19 protein-coding genes are annotated in these 18,957 nt (G+C 67.3%); 14 read left to right on the top strand and 5 right to left on the bottom strand.

What is annotated here, in order from left to right:
- Nucleotides 1-55: 55 nt before the first annotated feature.
- From RJ03_RS24500 to RJ03_RS24480, 5 genes are all read left to right on the top strand, one after another.
- Nucleotides 56-850 (top strand): hypothetical protein, encoded by a 795-nt coding sequence (locus RJ03_RS24500; protein WP_036506009.1) that lies wholly within the window; start codon nucleotides 56-58, stop codon nucleotides 848-850.
- Nucleotides 851-928: 78 nt separating this feature from the next.
- Nucleotides 929-1,666, top strand: a complete 738-nt coding sequence (locus tag RJ03_RS24495) for a phosphoglyceromutase (RefSeq protein ID WP_036506083.1) — start codon at nucleotides 929-931, stop codon at nucleotides 1,664-1,666.
- 343 nt (nucleotides 1,667-2,009) lie between these two features.
- Nucleotides 2,010-4,061 (top strand): CocE/NonD family hydrolase, encoded by a 2,052-nt coding sequence (locus RJ03_RS24490; protein ID WP_036506007.1) that lies wholly within the window; start codon nucleotides 2,010-2,012, stop codon nucleotides 4,059-4,061.
- A gap of 406 nt (nucleotides 4,062-4,467) precedes the next feature.
- Complete coding sequence (locus tag RJ03_RS24485; protein ID WP_030516180.1) at nucleotides 4,468-5,718, top strand: sensor histidine kinase; 1,251 nt, start codon at nucleotides 4,468-4,470, stop codon at nucleotides 5,716-5,718.
- Nucleotides 5,715-6,404: a response regulator gene (locus RJ03_RS24480; RefSeq protein WP_030516181.1), complete on the top strand. Its 690-nt coding sequence runs from the start codon at nucleotides 5,715-5,717 to the stop codon at nucleotides 6,402-6,404. The genes RJ03_RS24485 and RJ03_RS24480 overlap by 4 nt, the downstream gene beginning before the upstream one ends.
- Nucleotides 6,405-6,538: 134 nt before the next feature.
- On the opposite strand, the gene RJ03_RS24475 is transcribed toward RJ03_RS24480, so the two are convergent.
- The 3 genes from RJ03_RS24475 to RJ03_RS24465 all read right to left on the bottom strand — a co-directional run bounded on the left by RJ03_RS24475 (nucleotide 6,539) and on the right by RJ03_RS24465 (nucleotide 8,434).
- Nucleotides 6,539-6,853: a hypothetical protein gene (locus tag RJ03_RS24475; RefSeq protein WP_143860062.1), complete on the bottom strand. Its 315-nt coding sequence runs from the start codon at nucleotides 6,851-6,853 to the stop codon at nucleotides 6,539-6,541.
- A gap of 78 nt (nucleotides 6,854-6,931) precedes the next feature.
- Nucleotides 6,932-7,570 (bottom strand): NADPH-dependent FMN reductase, encoded by a 639-nt coding sequence (locus RJ03_RS24470; protein WP_083871305.1) that lies wholly within the window; start codon nucleotides 7,568-7,570, stop codon nucleotides 6,932-6,934.
- A 24-nt stretch (nucleotides 7,571-7,594) separates the two neighbouring features.
- Nucleotides 7,595-8,434 (bottom strand): DUF3109 family protein, encoded by an 840-nt coding sequence (locus RJ03_RS24465; protein ID WP_051025208.1) that lies wholly within the window; start codon nucleotides 8,432-8,434, stop codon nucleotides 7,595-7,597.
- 167 nt (nucleotides 8,435-8,601) lie between these two features.
- On the opposite strand from RJ03_RS24465, the gene RJ03_RS24460 reads away from it, so the two are divergent.
- The 9 genes from RJ03_RS24460 (at nucleotide 8,602) to RJ03_RS24425 (ending at nucleotide 17,258) form a co-directional block, all read left to right on the top strand.
- Nucleotides 8,602-9,597, top strand: coding sequence for a Ppx/GppA family phosphatase (locus tag RJ03_RS24460; RefSeq protein WP_051025200.1), 996 nt, complete (start codon nucleotides 8,602-8,604; stop codon nucleotides 9,595-9,597).
- A 36-nt stretch (nucleotides 9,598-9,633) separates the two neighbouring features.
- Nucleotides 9,634-11,295: an Rv0497 family membrane protein gene (locus tag RJ03_RS24455; protein ID WP_036506004.1), complete on the top strand. Its 1,662-nt coding sequence runs from the start codon at nucleotides 9,634-9,636 to the stop codon at nucleotides 11,293-11,295.
- Nucleotides 11,296-11,327: 32 nt separating this feature from the next.
- The gene (locus RJ03_RS24450) at nucleotides 11,328-12,209 is read left to right on the top strand and encodes a sugar phosphate isomerase/epimerase family protein (protein WP_036506002.1); all 882 of its coding nucleotides are present in this window, start codon (nucleotides 11,328-11,330) and stop codon (nucleotides 12,207-12,209) included.
- Between the two features lie 318 nt (nucleotides 12,210-12,527).
- Complete coding sequence (locus tag RJ03_RS24445) at nucleotides 12,528-13,358, top strand: thioesterase family protein (protein WP_051025206.1); 831 nt, start codon at nucleotides 12,528-12,530, stop codon at nucleotides 13,356-13,358.
- A 71-nt stretch (nucleotides 13,359-13,429) separates the two neighbouring features.
- Nucleotides 13,430-14,248 carry a pyrroline-5-carboxylate reductase gene (gene proC / locus RJ03_RS24440; RefSeq protein WP_036506000.1) on the top strand — a complete coding sequence of 273 codons (819 nt, stop codon included), beginning with the start codon at nucleotides 13,430-13,432 and terminating at the stop codon, nucleotides 14,246-14,248.
- A 167-nt stretch (nucleotides 14,249-14,415) separates the two neighbouring features.
- Complete coding sequence (locus tag RJ03_RS24435; RefSeq protein ID WP_030516190.1) at nucleotides 14,416-14,643, top strand: helix-turn-helix domain-containing protein; 228 nt, start codon at nucleotides 14,416-14,418, stop codon at nucleotides 14,641-14,643.
- Nucleotides 14,644-14,873: 230 nt separating this feature from the next.
- On the top strand, nucleotides 14,874-14,975 hold the full coding sequence (locus RJ03_RS36255) for a 30S ribosomal protein bS22 (protein ID WP_003402602.1): 102 nt from the start codon (nucleotides 14,874-14,876) through the stop codon (nucleotides 14,973-14,975).
- Nucleotides 14,976-15,168: 193 nt separating this feature from the next.
- Nucleotides 15,169-16,251 (top strand): NAD-dependent epimerase/dehydratase family protein, encoded by a 1,083-nt coding sequence (locus RJ03_RS24430; RefSeq protein ID WP_051025205.1) that lies wholly within the window; start codon nucleotides 15,169-15,171, stop codon nucleotides 16,249-16,251.
- A complete protein-coding gene (locus tag RJ03_RS24425; protein WP_036505998.1) occupies nucleotides 16,248-17,258 on the top strand; it encodes a lysophospholipid acyltransferase family protein in 1,011 nt (336 codons plus the stop codon). Before RJ03_RS24430 ends, RJ03_RS24425 begins: the two co-directional genes overlap by 4 nt.
- A 73-nt stretch (nucleotides 17,259-17,331) precedes the next feature.
- On the opposite strand, the gene RJ03_RS24420 is transcribed toward RJ03_RS24425, so the two are convergent.
- Nucleotides 17,332-18,369 carry an HAD family hydrolase gene (locus RJ03_RS24420; RefSeq protein WP_371507423.1) on the bottom strand — a complete coding sequence of 346 codons (1,038 nt, stop codon included), beginning with the start codon at nucleotides 18,367-18,369 and terminating at the stop codon, nucleotides 17,332-17,334.
- A gap of 81 nt (nucleotides 18,370-18,450) precedes the next feature.
- A complete protein-coding gene (locus RJ03_RS24415; protein WP_036505996.1) occupies nucleotides 18,451-18,711 on the bottom strand; it encodes a glutaredoxin family protein in 261 nt (86 codons plus the stop codon).
- Nucleotides 18,712-18,957 lie beyond the last annotated feature (246 nt).

Raw genomic sequence — 18,957 nt, 5'->3', positions numbered from 1 at the left:
GCCTTCGATAAACTCCCCTCTTTGGGAAGCTATCGGAAGAGGGAGACCGGTGTCTGTGCGCGAAACCCGAAATGCTCGGCGCTGCGCCAAGACCGGTTTCGCGCTTCTGCCCGCTGCCTCGCGTGAGGTCTATCGGCTGGCGAAACCGTCCTACGGACCGCTCAATCCGCTCCAGCGCGGGATCTCCAGTGACGAATCACGAACGGACTGGAACCGTTACGACGTCGAAGGCCAGCAGACCGTCTACGCCGCCAGTACCGAACAGGGCGCGTACGGAGAGCTTCTCGCACCGCTCAAGCCGAAACTTCCTCGCCGCGCATCCCACTATTTCGACGACGTCGCCTCCGACGACGAGCTCGAATCGCTGATCAAAGAGGAGTGGCAGAGCTCGGGATATCGGCCGCCGCGTGAGCTGAACATGTTGTGGCTCAGTGAATACAAGCTCTACCACCTGAGACTGCCGACGCACGGATGGTTCATCGATATCGAGGCGGCCTCGAGCCTGTCGGCGATCGCGCGGTATGCCCCCATCGCACTCGTGGAGCGCGGTCTGCGGGAGGTCACGGTCGCCGAACTGCGCGGCGGCGAGCGCTGGCTCACCACGGCGATCTCCACGCGGATCTGGCAGATCACTCTCGACGACGACAGCCTCGCGCACGGCATCGCCTACGGGTCGCGGCACGGCAGCGAATGGGACTGCTGGGCCATCTGGCTGCGCAGGACCGGTCTCGCGCACACCGCGAACGGACTCGTCACATCGGCGGATTCGGGCGCCGAGGTGTTGCCTCCGCCGATCAACCCCGCTCTGCAGGCGATTCTGACCGCCTACGATCTCACCGTGAGCTGGTAGGCCGCGCTCGCGGCGGTCGCGAGCGTCCGATCCGGCGCAGCTGAAATCCGCCTGCGCGGCACCGCTAGCATGACCTGCATGACGTACACCCTCGTGTTGCTGCGCCACGGCGAAAGCGAATGGAATGCTCTCAATCTGTTCACCGGCTGGGTGGATGTGCACCTGACCGACAAGGGTGTCGCCGAGGGCAAACGGGCCGGTGAACTGCTGGCCGAGCACGGCATTCTGCCCGATATCGTCTATACCTCGCTGCTGCGGCGGGCGATCAGCACCGCGAATATCGCCCTGGACGCCGCGGATCGGCACTGGATTCCGGTGGTGCGGGACTGGCGGCTCAACGAGCGGCACTACGGCGCGCTGCAGGGTAAGAACAAGGCCCAGATCCGCGATCAGTACGGCGACGACCAGTTCATGATGTGGCGTCGCAGCTACGACACCCCGCCCCCGCCGATCGAGGCCGACAGCGAATACAGCCAGAGCGGCGACGCGCGCTACGCCGGTATCGACGTGCCGGCGACCGAATGCCTGAAGGATGTCGTCGCCCGCATGGTCCCGTATTGGGAGTCCACGATTTCCAGCGAACTGGTGGCCGGAAAGACCGTTCTGATTGCGGCACACGGAAATTCACTGCGCGCGCTGGTGAAGCATCTGGACGGGATTTCCGACGAGGATATCGCCGGCCTCAACATTCCCACGGGTATTCCGCTGCGCTACGAACTGGACGAAAATCTGCGCCCGATCGGTCCGGCCGAGTATCTGGACCCCGAGGCGGCAGCCGCGGGTGCGGCCGCGGTCGCGAGCCAGGGCGGTAAATAGACCGGATTCTCCGCACTTTCCGACGCGCCGTGGTCATCGACCGCGGCGCGTCGTCGTATCTTGTGAGCTGCATCTCTTCTGCCGATTCGTAGCTATCGAATTGCCCATATGGCGGTTCGTGTCCCGAATTGCCCTGCCGGTAGTGGCGTCCGGGCCGGTGGGGAGTGGTGTGGATAACTTCCGGTAGGTAAACCGCGGGACTTTCCGCTGGTCATCGACGTGGATGAGGGGCTGAGAAGTTGAGAGTTTTTCCTTGCAGAAGTTGTAACGGCTGGTTTGCAACTTACTCCGCAGTAGATACACTCTCGGTCGTTCGACCATTTCGAGAGGCGGATCACGTTCGATGAAGTACGCGTTACGCGCCACAGTTGCCGCCGTCGCCGCCGCGGTGACCGTCCCGTTCTTCGCCACTGGAGCCCAGGCCGGACCCGTCGCGACCGGCCCGGACGGTGGCGCCGCCGGCGCCGCGTGGACCGCCACCCAGGACGGCCCGCAGCAGTATCCGAACATCCACATCGACTGGGATGTGCCGATCACCATGAGCGACGGCACGGTGCTGAAGGGCAATGTGTACCGCCCCGCCGACGCCGCCAGCCGTCCGGTCGACACCCGCACCCCGGTCGTCGTGAACATGACGCCCTACACCAAATTGGTGTCGAATCTGGCCGATCACGCGGGCTCGGTTCCGGGTCTGTCCGACGCGCTGCTGGGACTGTTCCGCCAGATCGATATGAGTGGCACTCCGCTGTCCGGGGTCACCGATCTGACCAAGGCCTTCGGTGGCGGCGAGCTTCGCAACTTCTCCGTCGACCGTCAGCTGATCAAGAGCGGTTACACCCAGGTCGTCATCGATGTCCGCGGCACCGGCTTCTCGCAGGGCGAATGGGATATGTTGCGGCAGCGCGAGCAGCAGGACACCGTCGAGGTGATCGACTGGGCGTCGCGGCAACCGTGGTCGGACGGCAAGGTCGGGATGACCGGCATTTCCTATTCGGGCATCAATCAGGTCCAGGTCGCGGAGAAGCAGCCGCCCGCGCTGAAGGCGATCTTCCCGGTGGTACCCGGCAGCGATCTGGTCGACGATGTGCTGGCCCCCGGCGGCGGCTTCGGCTTCAACTTCATTCCGTTGTGGCTCACCGCGATCAACACCCTCAAATGGGTCCCGGACGTGCAGTCGATCGTGACCGGCAAATTCGACACCGCCTGGCTGAACGACCGGATCAGCGATCCGTACACCTATATGGACGTCCTGCTGAACGCCTACACCAACACCGATATGAACACCCTCGATCCGCGGGTGAAGGACATGTTGAACGACATGTCCGCGCAACGGCAGGCGTGGATCGGTGATCCGGGCCGAATTCAGGTGCCGACCTTCGTCACCGGCGGCTGGCACGATCTGTTCACCTACTCCGAATCCAAGATCTACAACCAGATCCCGCTGCCGCCCGGGCAGAAGCAGCTGTTCATGGGCAACACCTACCACCTCAACTCGGGCAACGAGTACGGCAAGCCCGGCCTGCCGCCGCGGCTGGACGTCCTGCAGCGCGCGTGGTTCGACAAGTGGCTCAAAGGAATCGACAACGGCATCGACACCTACGGTCCGGTGACGCTGCGCGAGCAGGGCGGCGGCTGGGTCACCCAGGGCGGTTTCGGGCCGTCGGCGCCGGCCGAGGAGGCGGCGAAGTACCGCCGCATGTACCTGTCCGCTGATCGCAGCGGCACCGCGAACAGCGTCTACGACGGCTCGCTGACCGGTGAATTCACCGGTGCGCCGACGCGTCTGACGGTGGCGCCCGGTCTGACCACGGTGTGCTCCAACGATGCCGCGCAGGCCACCGCCGGTGTGCTCGCGATCATCAACGGCTGCGCCGCGGACTCGCGCATCGCGGAAACCGACGCGCTCACCTTCACCAGTGCGCCGGTCGCGGGCGAGACAACGATCTCGGGCCCGATCGCGGTGCGGCTCAACACGGTTCAGGACGCCGCCGACGGCTACTGGACGGTGACGGTGAACGACGTCGCGCCCGACGGGCAGTCGACGGTGCTGTCCTCGGGACAGTTGATGGCCTCGCTGCGTGAGGTCGACGAGGCGAACAGCACCCGTTCCGAGAACGGCGACTACACCGATCCGCGGGCCTACACCTCGCTGGACAAGCGCCTGCCCACGGTTCCCGGTGAGGCCACCGAGCTGAATATCGCCCTGCCCGCCACCCGGGCCGTCCTCGCGCCGGGCCATCGGCTGCGGGTGGACGTGTTCGCCGGCAACTTCCCCAAGGGCCTGCCGATCGCGCCGATGCTCGCCGACACCGGCCTGAAACCCGAGCATCTGCAACTGGATCCGAACGCCCCGAGTTTCGTGAACATCCCGGTCAAGGGAGACTCCGGCTGGTGATCCGGTAGGGGACTCCCCGACGGTCCCGGGAACGTACAACGGCGTACGTACCCGGGACTTTTCGTTTTCCGCCGGTGCGCGCGGCGCGTCTCCCGCCGGTGCCCGCGGCGCGGAATTGAGGCGCACCTCACAACCGGCATACGCCGCGAGGCCGGGCGACGCGGGCCGACCGACACGCCGGAGGTGTTCACGCGCGATTCGCGCGGCCTCCAGATGTGCGGTGCCGCAAGGCAAACTGTCCGCGCGACCATTGCCATGCGGCCGAAAACCGCCGGTCGAGGCCGATCCGGGGCTCGGCCAACTTTGTGTGAACACCCGGCCAACGATCGCGGAATCAGCCGTGACCTGCGCGAAACTTCGTCAACCCGGGTTTGGAGTACGTGTCCGCGACCGTACGATTCTCTATGTGAGCGTTCCCCAGGCCGTGCTGCTTGCAGTCCTCGCGGCCGTAGTCGGTCTGGCCGTCGGTGGCCTGGTCATCCCGTACATGAACGCCCGGCAAGCCGAGCGCCGCGCGGCCGAATCCGGCTTGACCATGTCGCAGGTGCTGGATCTGATCGTGCTGGCCTCGGAGAGCGGCATCGCCGTGGTCGACGAATATCGCGACGTGGTGCTGGTCAACCCGCGCGCCGAGGAACTGGGCCTGGTCCGCAACCGGTTGCTCGACGAACGCGCCTGGGCGGCGGTGGAGAAGGTGATCGCGACCGGCGAGGACGTCGAGTTCGACCAGACGCTGAAGAATCCGCTGCCCGGCCGCAATAGTATCGCCGTGCGCGGCGTGGCCCGTCCGCTCTCGCGCGGCGATTCGAACTTCGTCGTGCTGTTCGCCGACGACGACTCCGAACAGGCCCGTATGGAGGCCACCCGCCGCGATTTCGTCGCCAATGTCAGCCACGAGCTCAAGACCCCGGTCGGCGCGATGAGTCTGCTCGCCGAGGCCATGCTGGAGTCGGCCGACGATCCGGATTCGGTGCGGCATTTCGGTCAGCGACTGGTCAGCGAATCGAACCGGATGGGCAAGATGGTCACCGAGCTGATCGCGCTGTCGCGGCTGCAGGGGGCCGAGAAGCTGCCGCAGCTCGAGGCGGTCGACGTCGACACGGTGGTCAATGCCGCGATCGAACGGTCCCGCACCGCCGCCGAGGCCGCCGGAATCACCGTCAGCACCGACGCCAACAGCGGGCTCGAGATACTCGGCGACGAAACTCTGCTGGTGACGGCACTGTCGAATCTGGTCGAGAACGCGATCAACTATTCGCCGAAGGGTTCGCACGTGTCGGTGAGCCGTTCGCTGCGCAACGGCCACGTCAATATCGCGGTCACCGATCGCGGCATCGGCATCGCCAAGGAAGACCAGGAACGGGTTTTCGAACGTTTCTTCCGCGCGGACAAGGCGCGTTCGCGCGCCACCGGCGGAACCGGACTCGGGCTGGCTATCGTCAAGCACGTGGCCGCCAATCACAACGGGGAAATCACGTTGTGGAGCAAATTGGGCACCGGTTCCACGTTCACGCTGCGTATTCCTGCGGTCGAATCCGGCAACCAGAATTCCGCCGCCCCGGCGGAGAGGAAGAGCCCCACCGCAATCGGGGTGGGCAAGAACGACGACGGTCCGCGCCGGCGGACCGGACAAAACGGTGTGGAGGCAACCCGATGACCAGTGTGTTGATCGTCGAGGACGAGGAGTCGCTGGCCGATCCGCTCGCGTTCCTGCTGCGCAAGGAGGGCTTCGAGGTCACGGTCGTGGGCGACGGGCCATCCGCGCTGTCGGAATTCGACCGCTCCGGCGCCGATATCGTGCTGCTGGATCTGATGCTGCCCGGGATGAGCGGCACCGACGTGTGCAAGCAGCTGCGCACCCGCAGCAGTGTGCCGGTGATCATGGTGACCGCGCGCGACAGCGAGATCGACAAGGTGGTCGGCCTGGAACTGGGGGCCGACGACTACGTCACCAAGCCGTACTCCTCACGGGAACTGATCGCCCGCATCCGGGCGGTGCTGCGCCGCGGCGCCGGCGAGGAGATGGACGGGTCCGGCGAGAGCGGCGTGCTCGAGGCCGGCCCGGTGCGCATGGATGTGGACCGCCACACCGTGCAGGTCAACGGCAAGTCGGTGACGCTGCCGCTGAAGGAATTCGATCTGCTCGAATACCTGCTGCGCAATTCCGGCCGGGTGCTGACCCGCGGCCAGCTGATCGACCGCGTCTGGGGCGCCGATTACGTCGGCGACACCAAGACCCTGGATGTCCACGTCAAGCGGCTGCGGTCGAAGATCGAGGCCGATCCGGCCAAGCCCGAACATCTGGTGACCGTGCGCGGGCTCGGGTACAAGCTCGAGGCCTGATTCCGCCGGAACGGCGAAGCCGCCGGAACGAGGAAGCCGCGGAAACGAGAAAGCCGCGAGGCCCGACGGGTCTCGCGGCTTTTCCGTATCGACTTTTCGAATCGACTTGTCGAATCGACGTCGGCTGCCGTCGGCTAGACGACGTGCACCCACGCGGTGCCGATCTGCGGCAGCTCCTGCTTCTGCAGCTGGAACCAGCCGAAGTCGTCACGCTGCCAGCAGTCGTCCAGCGGCGCGGTGTCGTCGTGGCACGCGATCGGGCGGGAGGTGCCGTAGGGGCTCACGATGACCTGCTTGCCGTTCTCCTTCGCGGACAGCACCGCCGGGTCGTTGTAGACGACGAAGTTGTCGTTCTGCAGCGAGTAGTGCGCCGGATCGGTGGCGGGATCGGCGTGCGCGGCGGGAGCCAGCGTCAGGGCCGCACCGGCGGCGAGTGCTGCAGTAGCCAAGAATTTCCTCATCATGGTTTATGCCTATCACGGGTATGTGAAGCGCGCATGGCGAGGCGATGACCGTACAGAGATACTTCACAATTCCCGCGACGCGGCCGCGGCCGAGAGATAGGCGCCGATCGCGGCGACGGATTCGGCGAGAGCCTGTCGCACCGTCGCGTCCGCGATCGTTCCGTCGGCCCCGATCATGCTGCCCAGCACCGTCATTCGCCGGCACGCGGATTCGATTTCCACCGCGCCGACATATCCGAGCACCGTGCGCAGCGATGTGATCGCACCTTCACCGCGGCCCGCGGCCGCCACCGAAATCCAGGCCACCGGTTTCTCGTGCAGATCCGCGGCCCCGACGGTCCACTCCAGCAGATTCTTCAGGCTGCCGGGAATGAAGCCGGCGTATTCGGGCGCGCAGAACACCACGGCATCGGCGGCCGCGAGTCGCTCACGCAACGCGTGCACCGCCGGCGGGGCGGGTTGGTCGCCGGGAACGAAGGCCGGAATATCGACCAATCCGGTGAACAATTCCGCGGTGCATTCCGGTGCGGCGATTTCGGCGAAGGTGCGCAACGCGGCGGTGTTGGTGGATCCCGGCCGGGTACTTCCGGAAATCAACAGGATTCGAGGTGCGCCGGGGCGTGATACCGCAGAATCGGATCCCGCGGAGTCGGTCTCGGCGACGGAGGACTCGGATGCCGGCGTATCCGGCGCAATACCCATATTCGTACGAAATGGGTTGGCGGATCAGATATTCCCGGCCGGGTCGGTTTCCGTCTTCTCGCGCGCGGCGGTCGTGGCCGGATGCACCGCGATCAATCCCAGCCCTTCGCGCCGGCGGCAGTGCCGGGCGAGTTCGTCGTAGGCCGGCTGCCCGATCAATTCGATCAGTTCGGGCGCGTAGGACTGCCAGACCGGTCGGCTGCCGACATGCGCGTCGGGCGAACCCGAGCAGTACCAGTGCAGATCCAGGCCACCCGGGCCCCAGCCGCGCCGGTCGTATTCGGTGATGGTGGTGCGCAGGATCTGTTCGCCGTCGGGCCGGTCGACCCAGTCCTGGGTGCGCCGGATCGGCAGCTGCCAGCACACCTCGGGTTTCACCGTCAGCGGCTCGATGCCCTTGCGCAGGGCCATCGTGTGCAGGGCGCAGCCGATTCCGCCGGCGAAGCCCGGACGGTTGAGGAAGATGCAGGCGCCCTCGTAGCGGCGGGTGCGGATGGCCGGCTCGTCGTCGAGTTCGTCCTCTTCCAGATACAGCTTCTTGCGGACCTTGCCGTCGCGGTCGCGCGCCTCGTCCATCAGCTGCCAGTCCTGCGGCGTGAGCATCTTCACGGCCTTGGCCAGCTTCTTGCGGTCGTCGTCGTCGCTGAGGAAGGCGCCGTGCGAACAGCAGCCGTCGTCCGGGCGGCCCTCGATGATGCCCTGGCAGGCCGGCGTGCCGAAGACACAGGTCCAGCGCGACAGCAACCAGGTGAGGTCGGCCGCGATCAGATGCTCGGCGTTTGCGGGATCGACGAATTCGATCCACTCCCGCGGGAAGTCGAGATCGACCTCCGGTGCCGGATCGATCTTCGCAGCTGGTCGCAGCCCGGTCGGCGCCGTGTCCGGCGGGAAGGGGGTGGGCGCGGATGCTCCTGCGGTCACATCGCCAGACGCTAACAGCTTCCCCGCTCGAGCCCCACTCCCGGGCTGGTGGGTCGGGGGAGTTCGGATTCGTCCTCCGGTGCTCGCACCGTCCCCGGTACCGTATTCATGTGCGGCTCGGTGTTCTCGATGTGGGAAGTAATACCGTCCACCTGCTCGTGGTGGACGCGCATCGGGGTGGGCACCCGATGCCGATGAGCTCGACGAAGGCCACCCTGCGGCTGTCGGAGAATATGGACGACGCGGGCTGCATCACGCCCGAGGGCGCGGCCAAGCTCACCAAGACGATCACCGAATTCGCCAGTATCGCAAAGACTTCCGGCTGCGTGGAGCTGATGCCCTTCGCGACCTCGGCGCTGCGGGAGGCGGCCAATTCCGATGCCGTGCTGGCGCAGATCCGCGCGCGCGCCGGTGTCGATCTGCGGGTGCTGTCGGGTGTCGACGAGGCCCGGCTGACGTTCCTGGCGGTGCGGCGCTGGTACGGGTGGAGTGCGGGGCGCATTCTGAACCTCGACATCGGCGGGGGATCGCTCGAGATGAGCAACGGCTGCGACGAGGCGCCCGATGCGGCGCTGTCGCTGCAGTTGGGCGCGGGCCGGCTGACCAGAGACTGGCTGAACGGCGATCCGCCGGGCAAGCGGCGGGTGGCGGTGCTGCGGGACTGGCTCGACGCCGAGTTGGTGATCCCGGCCAAACAACTGCTGGAGGTCGGGCGCCCGGATCTGGCGGTGGGCACCTCGAAAACCTTCCGCTCGCTGGCCCGGCTGACCGGAGCCGCCCCTTCGGCCGCGGGACCGCGCGTGCGGCGTAGTCTCACCAGTTCCGGTCTGCGGCAGTTGATCGCATTCATTTCTCGGATGACCGCCGCCGATCGCGCAGAATTGGAAGGTGTCAGTTCCGACCGGTCCCAGCAATTGGTGGCCGGCGCGCTCGTGGCGGAGGCGAGTATGCGGGCATTGTCCCTCGATACGCTCGAAATCTGCCCGTGGGCGCTGCGCGAAGGACTGATCCTGCGCAAACTGGATACCGACCCGGGTACCGACCCGGGTCCGGGTAGTACTCGGCCCATCGGAGTGCCGGGCCCGACCGAGGCCGTATCGGGATGATCGATTCGGGCAGCGGTCTATCGGAAAGGAGCCGGCATGAGTGAGGATTCGACCCAGCTGTCGGTCGCCGAACTGCTGGCGCGCAACGGCCAGGGAGTTCCGGCGTCGGGCGGCGGGCGGCGCCGCAGAGGCGGACGCGGCATCGCGGTCACCGACCTGACCGGCGACCTGCCGGCGGTCCGGGAGGGTTCCTCCTCGCACGCCGCCCCGGAGGCCGAGCCGGATCCGGAACCGATGCCCGACTTCCAGCTCTCGGTACCCGGGTACGAAGCCGAATCACCGCTGTCCGGCCCGATCAGTTTCTACGATCCGCTGGCCGCCGCTCCGGAGGCGCCGAGCGCGCCGAACTCCTGGGACTCGCCTGGATACGGGGCGAGCGGTTTACCGTCCGCCTCGTTCGAATCGCCGGGCGGATACGGCTCAGCGCCCGAGTTCGGCGCGGCACCCGGATTCGACGCTCCCGGATACGGCGCTTCCGGATACGACGCCCAGCCCGATTCCACCCGGCACGCCGCGCCTGAGGGCGCTCCCGCCCCGTACGGCGTGGATTCCGCGCCGGCGCCCACCGGCCGCCGCGCCCGCCGCGAACTGCGGGAGGCGCTGGCCGAGCGGGAGGCGGCGGGTTCGTTCGCCGCTCCGGAAGCGCCGGTGGATTCGGGTCGGACCGGGCGCCGGCATCGGCCGGAGCCCGACGAGCGCAACACCGTGATGGTGCCGCCGTTCCGGGGCGGGATGGGAACCGACGCCACGCCGCCGACTACTGCCTGGGCGCCGCCACGCCCGCCCGAAACTTCTTCGCCGCCCCGCGAATTCGGCGCTCCGGCAGGCCGCGAATTCGGTGCCCCCGAGTACCCCACCCCGGGCCGCGCGGATCTGCCGCGCCGCAACGGTGCGAAGCCGGGACGCGACGGGGCCGATGCGCCCGACGGCCTCGCGGGCGGTCGCAACGGCGCCGACGCGGGCCGGGGTCTGCCCGCGTGGTCGGCCCGGCGGCGGCCGGGTGCTCCGGTTTCGGCTCCCCGTGATTTCGACGAATCCGGACCGGGCGGCCACGAGGACGAGCCGGCCGAGGATCGGTCGCCGGGATGGTCGCTGGCCGCTTCCGAGCAGCCGCTGCTGTCCGGGCAGACCGTTGCCGGAGATCTGCTGCGCGACGCCGGAGCTCGTGAGGAGCGGCGCGAAGCCGCAGCGCGCCGGGATCGCGGGCCGCGCCGCGGGGTCATCGATCTGCTCGATCCGGCCGAGGCGCGCACCGAGTTCTACGCACCGGTCGAACTCGACGAGCCCGAGGACGACTACGACGACGATCTGCTCGACGACGAGGAGATCGAGGCCACCCCGCGCCGGCGCCGGGCCGCCCCGCGCGGATTCTCGCTGCGCGACAAACTGCCGCAGCTGAGCCGGCCGGCTCCGCGCCGCGGCTCGGTCGAGGACCTGAACCGCCGGCAGTGGATGATCCTGGGCGGCCAGGCCGTCGGTGCGGCGGTCGCGGGAATGTTGCTGTTCAAGGGCTTCGAGCAGATGTGGGACATCATGCCGTTCGTGGCCCTGGTGCTGGCGATGGTCGTGATCCTCGGTCTGGTCGCGCTGGTTCGCGTACTGCGCCGCACCGACGACATCCTCAGCACGGTGATCGCGGTCGTTGTGGGCATCTTCGTGACGCTCGGACCGCTAGCCTTTCTTCTCAGCACGAACTGAGCAGGGAGCAGCAAGTGGGGTACAGCGGTCAGGTGGGGACCACCGTTCAGGTGGGGTTGTCGACGGCGTCGGTCTATCCGGAGAACACCGAGGCGGCGTTCCGGTACGCCGCCGACTTGGGTTACGACGGCGTGGAATTGATGGTCTGGGCCGAACCGGCCAGCCAGAACATCGCCACCGTCCAGTCGTATGTGCGCCGGTACTCGGTGCCCGTGCTGGCGGTGCACGCGCCCTGTCTGCTCATTTCGCAGCGGGTGTGGGGTGCCGATCCGGTGGCCAAGCTCGAACGCAGTGTGCGGGCCGCGGAGGCGCTGGGGTCGGCGACCGTGGTGGTGCATCCGCCCTTCCGCTGGCAGCGGCGCTATGCGGAGGGCTTCGCGCAGCAGGTGGGCGAACTCGAGGACAGCAGTCCGGTCGTCGTCGCGGTGGAGAACATGTTCCCCATGCGCGCCGACACGCTGTTCGGGCGTCGCTCCGGCTCGGCGCGCCGGCTGGAACGCCGTGGCGGACCGGGACTTTCCGTCACCGCGTTCAGCCCGTCCTACGATCCGACCGACACCGGCTTCCGGCACTACACCCTGGATCTGTCGCACACCGCGACCGCCGGAATGGACGCGCTGACCTTGGCCGACCGCATGGGCAGCGGTCTGGCGCACCTGCACCTGGCCGACGGCCGCGGCGCCGCGCACGACGAACACCTGGTTCCCGGTGAGGGTGCGCAGCCCTGTGTGGAAGTGTGTGAAGCGTTGGTGCGCAACGATTTCCGCGGTCATGCCGTGATCGAGGTGAACACCCAGAACGCGCGGACCACCGCCGACCGCGCGGCGATGCTGGGGCGGTCGCTGCGGTTCGCCCGCACCCATCTGAACAATCTGCAGCCGGCGCCGGGGCGGGAACCGACCCGGCAGGGTTGATTTGCCTCCGCTTCGCTCCGGCGGGTCTCGGCCCGCCTCGATTTTCACTCCTCCGGTCAGTCGCTGCGCTCCCTCCCTCCGTCGCTCCAAAATCGAGGCGGGCCGAGACCGTTCATATGTCCTCGTGCCCGGGGCGTACGGGCAGTCCGCGCGGGAAGGCGTTCGTCACACCCGTAGGGAATCGAGCGACCTTCCGGCAGACTTATACGGTGTACGAGCCGGTCGGAACCGGCTGGGCCCACGGAGAGGAGCGGCGGGGTGACGGAACTGGCGGTCGAGACGGTACGACCGGAGGTGGACGACGCACCGTTCAGCCGGGTGTGCGCGGTGACCGAGGTGGAGGCTTCCGCGGAGCTCGCGCGCTATCGCGGCGTCATCGATCCGGTGTGGACGATCGGTAAGAAACTGCACGGCGGGACCATGATCGCCGCGTCGGCGGCAGCCGCCACCACCCGGTTGCGCACCACGCACCCCGATCTGGCCGAGATGTTCCCGATCGCGGCGAGCACCGATTTTCTCGGCGCCCCCGATCCCGGCGAGGTCGAGTACGAGGTCCGTATCCGCAAGACGGGCCGCCAGATCTGCCTGGTCGACGCCGATCTGGTCCAGGGTGGCCGCACGCTGGTGCATTCGGCGTTCACCTTCGGTCACCTCGATGACGCCGAACCGGCCTATCGCCGCGAGACCGTGGCGGATATGCCGCCGGAGCCCCCCGCCGACGCCCTGGGATACGACGCGCCGGATTCTCCGATGGGCCGGTTGGTCAACGTCGCACGGGGCGCGTCGGTGGCGATCGACCCGTCCTGGGCGCGGTTCCTGTCCGGCGAGCGGGGCGAGCCCCGGCTGCGGTTGTGGATCCGTCCGCGCGCCGGTGACGGCAGCGATCCGGACGTCGCCGCCTATTTCGCCATGATGGCGGGCGATATGAGCCCGCCGGTGCCGATGAATATGGGCCGGTTCGGCTGGGCGCCGACCGTGCAGCTCACCACCTACCTGCGGCGGCGGCCCGCGCCGGGCTGGCTGCGGGTCATCGCGACCGCCCACGAGATCGGTGAGCGCATGTTCGACGAGGACCAGTTGGTGCTCGACAGCACGGGCGCGGTGGTGGCGCAGACCCGCCAGCTCGCGTTGATTCCGCTGCCGCGCTGATTCGCTGCCTCGCCGGTCCCTGATCGCCCCTGCCCCGCATCGCTCGCCGCGCACGGATAGCCTTGGGCCTCATGACGAGAATTGCGGTGATCGGTGGCGGACGGATCGGCGAGGCGTTGATCGCCGGGCTGCTCGAGGCCGGGCGACCGGGTAAGGATCTGGTCGTGGTCGAGACGGTGACGGCCCGCGCGCAGGTGTTGAGCGAGCGGTTCGGCATCCGGGTCACCGACAGTCTGGCCGAGGCCGCGGCGGGCGCGGATGTGCTGGTGGTCGCGGTGAAGCCGCACGATGTCGACGCCGTGCTGACCGAACTCGGCAAACTCGAACTCGACAACGACCGCGATCAGATCCTGGTGTCGCTCGCGGCCGGCGTGACCACCGCCCGGGTGGAGTCGAAGTTGCCCGCCGGATTCCCGGTGGTGCGGGTCATGCCGAACACCCCGATGCTGGTCGGCCAGGGCATGAGCGCGATCGCGGCCGGCCGGCACGCCAAATCCGCCGAGCTGGACACGGTCTCGGAACTGCTGGGCGCGGTCGGCAGGGTCGTCACCGTCGCCGAGAGCCAGATGGACGCGGTGACCGCGGTGTCCGGCTCCGGACCCGCGTACTTCTTCCTGGTGGTCGAGGCCATGGTGGAGGCCGGTGTCGGCCTCGGGCTGACCCGGGACGTGGCCACCGAACTGGTGGTGCAGACCATGCTCGGCTCGGCGGCGCTGCTGGAGGAATCCGGCCAGGATGCCGCGGAGTTGCGTGCCGCGGTGACCTCGCCGGCGGGGACGACCGCGGCGGCCGTGCGCGAGCTCGAGCGCGGCGGCGTGCGTTCGGCGTTCTGGGAGGCGCTGCACGCGGCCAAGCGCCGCTCGGTCGAACAGGGGGCGACCGGCGAGTAACCGCGCGGTGGCCGCCGGGTGTGACGTGACATCCGCTGGTGACACTGCTATTTCTCCCACCCGTCGCAGCAATCCCACTGGTCACGCTAAGCTCGAGGGAGCACGTGCGTGTCTGTTCCGCCGGTGGGGAAGCCGGCGGCGCGGACGTGCCGGAGGTCAGTGGCGCAATGATGTCTGGAAACAGCTCTGCGAGTTCCGGTCCTGTCATCGGCGGTGGAGGAACACAGTTCCTCACCGTTGCCGAGGTGGCGAATCTGATGCGGGTTTCCAAGATGACGGTGTATCGGCTGGTTCACTCGGGAGAACTACCCGCTGTCAGAGTCGGTCGATCGTTCCGGGTACACGCCAAGGCGGTACACGACTACCTGCAGACGTCGTACTTCGACGCCGGGTAGAGACGTGTGGACGCCGGTCGGCGGTGTCGGCGACCGGGCACATCGGTGCCCGTTTCGTTCGCCGTGGGTTGGCCCGGTACGATGAACCACCGTTGTGTTACCCGCTGCCGATCTGGGTCAGGTCGGGAGCTGAACACTGGTTGCCAGGCGGCCGCCGAGCGAACCGGAAGATGGGCGTACGTAACCGGCGTGCGTGCCGAGGGTAGAGAGAGAACGCGAGGAACAACCCTATGGGTTCTGTGATCAAGAAGCGCCGTAAGCGGATGTCGAAGAAGAAGCACCGCAAGCTGCTTCGCCGTACGCGCGTGCAGCGTCGCAAACTCGGCAAGTAAGTCTTACACGCTGGAAATTAGCTGAAAGCCCGCCACCGTTTCAGGTGGCGGGCTTCAGCATTTGTTTCCGGTGACTGAAGTCATCGTTAGATCCTGGTAAATACTGTCGGCCACCTCCGTAACAGCCGCTACTCTGGTTAACGGAACTAGCCAAAGCAGGGGTGCACAGGTGGGATTCGGCGTGGGTTCGGATATGCGGGACGGGCGTACGGCTGGCCGCGACGACCAGCCGCCAAAAGTCGTTCTCGTCACGGGCGCGAGCCGCTTCTTCGGCGGCAATGTCGTCACTCGGCTGGCGGCCGATCCCGCGATCGAACGCGTCATCGCCGTCGACGCCCGCATGCCCAGCCGCGATCTGCTGCGTCGCATGGGACGGGCCGAGTTCGTTCGCGCCGACATTCGAAATCCGTTGATCCGCAAGGTGATCGACGGAAACAAGGTCGACACCGTCGTGCATCCGGCCGTGCTCTCCCGCCCGCCCGCCGGTGGCGGCCGGGCGGCGATGAAGGACTACAACGTCTTCGGCGCCATGCAGCTGATGGCGGTCTGTCAGAAGGCACCGAGTGTGCGCCGTGTCGTGCTCCGGTCCTCCTCGGCGGTGTACGGTTGTGGTCCTAAGGATCCGGCGAAATTCACCGAGGAAATGAGTGCGCGCACGCCGCCGAAGGGCTGGTTCGCGCGCGATATGATCGAGGTCGAGGGATTCGTCCGTGGAATGGCGCGTCGGCGTCCGGATATCGCCGCGGTGATCCTTCGATTTCCACCGATTGTGGGGCCGCGGCTGGCGGGCCGGGGTGTGCAGTATTTTCGCTCTCCGATCACGCCGACGATCTTCGGCCGCGACCCCCGTATGCAGCTGTTGCACGAAGAGGACGCGATCGCGGCGCTGGCGCATGCGGCGCATTCCGCATCAGGCGGCACGTTCAACGTCGCCGGGGACGGGTCGCTGGCTTTGTCGCAGGCCATCCGTCGCGCGGGTCGCGTCGAACTACCGGTGCCGATGAGTGTTTTCCAGACGGTCGGCCGGTCGTTCATGGGCCCGGTGATGCGTGAGTTCACCACCGAGCAGATCGATTACTTCCACTACGGCTGTGGATTGGACACCACGAGAATGCGCAGCGAACTCGGCTTCGCACCGCGTTGGACGACGGTGCAGGCGTTCGACGACTTCATCGGGGGCGCAGCGTTGCGGCCCGTCATCGATCCGCGCTGGATCGACGCCGCAGAAAACAGACTCCTCGGCCTCGTCGGGGCCGGGACGGGAGCACATCGATGAACGACGTGGCCAAAGTCATTCACCTGCACGAGACGGATTTCGAGGCCCGGCAGCGCCCGGCATCGCGGCGCTGGCCCGGGGAGTCGGCCCTGCAGCCGGTGACCTCGTTGACCGAGCGGCTGGCCGAATCGGCGCCGCCGCGCTCGCTGGGTGATCTGGTGCGGGGTGCGGTGGCCGGCGGTATTCGCAATACCGCCGATTTCGCCCGCCGCCGCCTCACCGGGGACTACCAGGTCGACGAGTTCGGTCGCGACGAACATCTGCTCCAATCGGTCATCCTGCCGACGCTGCGACCACTGTCGGAACTGTGGTTCCGGGTGGACGTCAACGGCATCGAGAACATTCCGTCCTCCGGTGGTGCGCTGGTCGTCTCCAATCACGCCGGCGTGGTGGCGCTGGACGCGCTCATGCTGCAGCTGGCGGTGCACGATCGGCATCCCGCTCATCGGTCGCTGCGATTGCTGGCCGCCGATCTGGTGTTCGAGATGCCGGTGGTCGGCGGGCTGGCCCGCAAGGCCGGCCACACCCTGGCCTGCCCGGCCGACGCCGAACGGCTGCTGCGGTCGGGCGAGGTCGCGGGGGTGTTCCCCGAAGGTTTCAAGGGCATCGGCAAGCCGTATGCGGAGCGCTACAAGTTGCAGCGCTTCGGCCGCGGCGGATTCGTTTCGGCGGCGGTGAAAACCGGTGTGCCGATCATTCCGTGCTCGATCGTCGGGTCCGAGGAGATCTATCCGAAACTCGCCGATATCAAGCCGTTGGCGCGGCTGCTCGGATTGCCGTATTTCCCGGTGACTCCCACATTTCCGCATCTGGGACCGCTGGGTGCGATTCCGTTGCCGTCGAAGTGGACCATCGAATTCGGTAAGCCCATCGCGACCGAGGATTACGCGGCGGAGGCGGCCGACGATCCGATGACGATGTTCGAGGTCACCGATCAGGTCCGCGAAACCATCCAGCAGACGCTGTACAAGCTGCTCACCAAGCGGCGCAACCCCTTCACCGGCTGACGCCGAACAGAGCCGGAGAAATCGAGCCTCCTCGCTGCGGCGAGGAGGCTCGATCACTTCGCCCCGGAAAATCTCAGCCGTGGTGTTCGCGCTTGCGGGTGAGCACGGCGGCCGCCGCGCCACCGGCCGCGCCCAGCGCCAATGCGGTGGGCACGCCGATCTTGGCGGCTTTGCGGCCGGTCCGGAAATCGCGAATCTCCCACCCGCGGTTCTTGGCGACCTCGCGCAGGTCCGAATCCGGGTTGATCGCCACCGCGGTACCGGCCAGCGAGAGCATCGGCACGTCGTTGTGGCTGTCGGAATAGGCCGTACAGCGTTTGAGATTGAGACCCTCGCGAATGGCCAGGGTGCGCACCGCATGTGCTTTACCGAGGCCGTGCAGAATATCGCCGACCAGCCGTCCGGTGAAGACGCCGTCCACACTTTCGGCGACGGTGCCCAGCGCGCCGGTCAGCCCGAGGCGTTTCGCGATGACCTGTGCGAGTTCCACCGGCGTCGCGGTGACCAGCCACACCTGCTGCCCGGCGTCCAGATGCATTTGCGCCAGCGCGCGGGTGCCGGGCCAGATCTTGTCGGCGATGATTTCGTCGTAGATTTCCTCGCCGAGTGCGGCGAGTTCGGCGGTCGAGCGGCCGGCGATGAATGACAGCGCTTTTTCCTTACCGCTGGCCATATCGCCCTGGCTTTCCTTGCCGGTGACCCGGAATTTCACCTGCTTCCAGGCCATATCGACGAGGTCGGAAGTCTTGAAATATTTCCGCGCCGCCAGGCCGCGCGCGAAGTGCACGATCGAGGCGCCCTGCACCATCGTGTTGTCCACGTCGAAAAATGCCGCCGCGGTCAGGTCGCGGGGCGGGCGTGCGTGTGGCGGTAATTCCGAATCGGATTCGGCGCCAAAGGTTTCGGCCAATTCCGCGTCGTGCAGTGCGAGGGCCGCGTCGGCGCTGGCCTCACCGGCGAGGTTGGCGCGTACCTCCTCCTCGCTGGGCCCGAACGGGCTGCGCGCGATCCGTGTGAGCTGGTCCGACAGACCCTGCCCCCAGCGCGCCGGGAATTCGCCGAACCTGCCCGCGATGAAGCCCGTCCTCGCATCTTTCGATCGTTCCGGCACCAGTACCTCCGCCTGTTCGCGCGAACACTCCAACATTAGCCGAGCACAGCGTGGTCCCGATGGCTGCTCGGCGATGTGTGCTCAGCGACTCAGATCGGCCCGCAATCGCGGTTCGTCGACGTCGAAGTAGCTGTGTTCACGGCCGTCGAGCAGCACCACCGGCAGCCGGTCGCCGAACTCGGCCCGCAGCGACGGGTCGGTGGCCGCCGCCGCGTCGACATCGACGGTCGCCGGCTCCAGCCCGAAGTCCGCGCAGATGGCGCGCAGTTGCGTCAGTGCGACCGTGCACATACCGCAGCCGTCACGAGTCAGCAAAGTCACCGAATGCGTGGCAGTACTCATATCGCCATTAAATGCCACGGCGCCGACAGACCTGCGATTAGCCGCGAATCGCCGGATTCGCGCGACGAAATCGCCGGTCCGGCGTGCCTGCACCGAAGCCCGTGCCACGGCGGTTGAATGTGAGCAGGCATTCGTGAAGCCGACGAGTGGAGAGTGACTGAATTCACCGACTTTGTGCAGGGCTTCACAAGCGGTTACGGTGGTGACACGCGACCCGCCTGCTTCTGGCGGCGGACGCAACCGCAC

Origin of the sequence: Nocardia aobensis NBRC 100429, assembly GCF_000308375.1 — a bacterium.
In the GTDB taxonomy this organism is placed as follows: Bacteria; Actinomycetota; Actinomycetes; order Mycobacteriales; family Mycobacteriaceae; genus Nocardia; species Nocardia aobensis.
Note: the sequence above shows the minus strand (reverse complement) of the source record. Positions and strands in the feature narration are given on the sequence as shown.

Coding starts and splice junctions, on each gene's coding strand:
- RJ03_RS24455 (WP_036506004.1), top strand. CDS start 9,634: ATGAGTGAGGATTCGACCCAGCTGTCGGTCGCCGAACTGCTGGCGCGC.
- proC (WP_036506000.1), top strand. CDS start 13,430: ATGACGAGAATTGCGGTGATCGGTGGCGGACGGATCGGCGAGGCGTTG.
- RJ03_RS24435 (WP_030516190.1), top strand. CDS start 14,416: ATGATGTCTGGAAACAGCTCTGCGAGTTCCGGTCCTGTCATCGGCGGT.
- RJ03_RS24480 (WP_030516181.1), top strand. CDS start 5,715: ATGACCAGTGTGTTGATCGTCGAGGACGAGGAGTCGCTGGCCGATCCG.
- RJ03_RS24430 (WP_051025205.1), top strand. CDS start 15,169: ATGCGGGACGGGCGTACGGCTGGCCGCGACGACCAGCCGCCAAAAGTC.
- RJ03_RS36255 (WP_003402602.1), top strand. CDS start 14,874: ATGGGTTCTGTGATCAAGAAGCGCCGTAAGCGGATGTCGAAGAAGAAG.
- RJ03_RS24415 (WP_036505996.1), bottom strand. CDS start 18,711: ATGAGTACTGCCACGCATTCGGTGACTTTGCTGACTCGTGACGGCTGC.
- RJ03_RS24495 (WP_036506083.1), top strand. CDS start 929: ATGACGTACACCCTCGTGTTGCTGCGCCACGGCGAAAGCGAATGGAAT.
- RJ03_RS24425 (WP_036505998.1), top strand. CDS start 16,248: ATGAACGACGTGGCCAAAGTCATTCACCTGCACGAGACGGATTTCGAG.
- RJ03_RS24470 (WP_083871305.1), bottom strand. CDS start 7,570: ATGGGTATTGCGCCGGATACGCCGGCATCCGAGTCCTCCGTCGCCGAG.
- RJ03_RS24490 (WP_036506007.1), top strand. CDS start 2,010: ATGAAGTACGCGTTACGCGCCACAGTTGCCGCCGTCGCCGCCGCGGTG.